Below are 2247 nucleotides of genomic sequence, written 5' to 3'. Positions count from 1 at the left end.
GATTCCATGAGTCAAGCCAAGCAGGGACCACCGACATTCAGGCCCCGGATTCGGCCGTTCTCGGGGGTCTGGGGAAAGTATTTTCAGAAAGTTTTCGGGACTCGGTGAGAGCCGGGTCAGGGCCTTGGTTTCCACACGTCGGCGGCGCTCGCTGCTCAACCAGCGGCGGGAAGCGGGCCCGGCTGCGGCGTACGGCGACAACCCCCTCGACCGATGGGTGACCCTGCTGGCAGGGTGGTGCCCAGACCACGGAGGAGGATCCGCTCATGTCGAACGAAGACCTCAAGGCCAAGATGCGTGAGGCCCTGGACAAGAAGAACAACAAGGAGAAGGGCGTCCACCAGGACGGCCCGACCCCGGAGAAGGCGCACGGGTCCGAAGTCGAAGGTGGCGCGGCGCCGAAGGTGCACCGCCGCAAGGCTGGTGGCGGCGGCGTCTGAGCCAGCCGTGAGAAGGGCCACGTGAGCACCCGCGTCCATCAGGGCGCGGGTGCGGCACGATGTGGCCCATGAGTGGGACGAGCACGGGCAAGACGAACGCGGGCAACTTCTTCGAGGACTTCACCGTCGGCCAAGTGATCGAGCACGCGACGCCGCGCACGATCACCGAGGGTGACCGGGCGCTCTACCAGGCGCTCTACCCGTCGCGGTTCGCGCTCCCCAGCAGCGCCGAGTTCGCGAAGAGCGTCGGTCTCGAGCGGCACCCGGTCGAGGAGCTGATCGGCTTCCACGTCGCCTTCGGCAAGACCGTCCCGGACGTCTCCCTCAACGCGGTGGCCAACCTCGGCTATGCCGAGTGCCGCTTCCACCAGCCCGTCGTCCCCGGCGACACGCTCCGCACCAGCAGCGAGGTCATCGGCCTCAAGCAGAACTCCAACGCCAAGACGGGCGTGGTCTGGGTCCGCTCCAGCGCCGTCAACCAGCGTGGCGAGGTCGCCATCGACTGGTGCCGCTGGGTGATGGTGCACAAGCGCGATGTCGAGGCGCCGACTCCGGAGGCGGTGGTGCCCGAGCTCAAGGACACGTTGACCCCGCAAGACCTGAAGATCCCCGCCGGTCTCGACTTCACGGCGTACGACTTCGCGGCTGCCGGCGAGCCGCACCGCCTCGGCGACTACGAGGTCGGCGAGAAGGTCGACCACGTCGACGGGGTGACGCTCACCGATCCCGAGCACATGCTGGCGACGCGGCTGTGGCAGAACACCGCGAAGGTGCACTTCAACACCGAGGCTCGCCCCGACGGCACCCGCCTCATCTACGGCGGCCACGTGATCTCGCTGGCACGCGCGCTGTCCTTCAACGGCTTGGCCAACGCCCAGCTCATTGCCGCGATCAACGCCGGCGCGCACACCTCTCCGGCGTTCGCCGGCGACACGGTCTACTCCTGGTCCGAGGTGCTCGACAAGGCCGGGACCGACGCGCCGGGTGTCGGCGCCCTGCGGCTGCGCCTGGTGGCCACCAAGGGCCGCGACGAGTCGATGACGCTGCGCGGCGACGACGGGAAGTACGCCGACGGCGTGCTGCTCGACCTCGACTACTGGGTGCTGATCCCTACCTGAGAGGGAGCCGGCGCGAACGCCTTGGCCAGGGGGAACAGCAACAGGACGAGCACCATCGGCACCGCGAAGCCGACCCGCAGCGACCCGGCGCCTGCCAGGCCCGTGAGCACCGAGCCGAGCAGCGCGCCGACGTAGTTGAACTGTTTGACGCGCGCGATCACGGCATCGACCCGAGCCTGCCGCGCGGCACCGCTCGGGGAAGAGCCACCTGCGAGCACGGCGGCCGCCGAGTAGCCCAGCGGCGCGATGACCGCGACCCCGAGCCCCAGCACGGTGAAGCCGAGCACGGCGACCGGCCACGTCGGCGCGAGCACGATGACGGCGAGCGCGCCGAAGGCGACGAGGGCGCCGTAGCGCAGCACCGCCACCGGCCCGAGGCGAGCGACCAGGGTGTCCCCGGCGAGCCGCATGGCGCCGCTCGCGAGGAGGTAGGGAAGCGTCGCCAGGGCGACCAGCCCGGACGGGGTGTCGAACGCGTCGTCGAGATAGGTCGGTCCCCACGTCGCCGCAGCCGTGTCGACCATGTAGAAGAGCACCAGGGCGGCGCCGACCAGCAGCAGCGGGCGCCACGGCACCGCTTCGGCGGCGGCCTGCGCCGCCGGGTCGACCACGCCGTGATCGCGACGGAGGTACGGCCCGAAGGCGATCACCAGGGGCAGCAGCGCCACCACCGCCGCCCAGTGGAAGTC

The 2247-nt window shown here is 70.1% G+C and carries 2 protein-coding genes and 1 pseudogene; 2 read left to right on the top strand and 1 reads right to left on the bottom strand.

All coding sequences use genetic code 11. From position 1 onward, the window contains the following. Positions 1-266: 266 nt before the first annotated feature. Together RMO85_RS18770 and RMO85_RS18765 are read left to right on the top strand one after the other, a co-directional pair. Positions 267-440, top strand: a complete 174-nt coding sequence (locus RMO85_RS18770) for a DUF5302 domain-containing protein (RefSeq protein ID WP_310530239.1) — start codon at positions 267-269, stop codon at positions 438-440. A 68-nt stretch (positions 441-508) separates the two neighbouring features. After that, a complete protein-coding gene (locus tag RMO85_RS18765; RefSeq protein ID WP_310530238.1) occupies positions 509-1558 on the top strand; it encodes a MaoC family dehydratase in 1050 nt (349 codons plus the stop codon). Here the strand turns inward: RMO85_RS18765 and RMO85_RS18760 are convergent. Next, positions 1534-2247, bottom strand: a pseudogene (locus RMO85_RS18760) (MFS transporter); the annotation flags it as partial. The gene RMO85_RS18765 and the pseudogene RMO85_RS18760 overlap by 25 nt on opposite strands.

Origin of the sequence: Nocardioides sp. (genome assembly GCF_031422975.1) — a bacterium.
Lineage (GTDB): Bacteria > Actinomycetota > Actinomycetes > Propionibacteriales > Nocardioidaceae > Nocardioides.
This window is presented reverse-complemented; position numbering and strand designations above follow the sequence as displayed.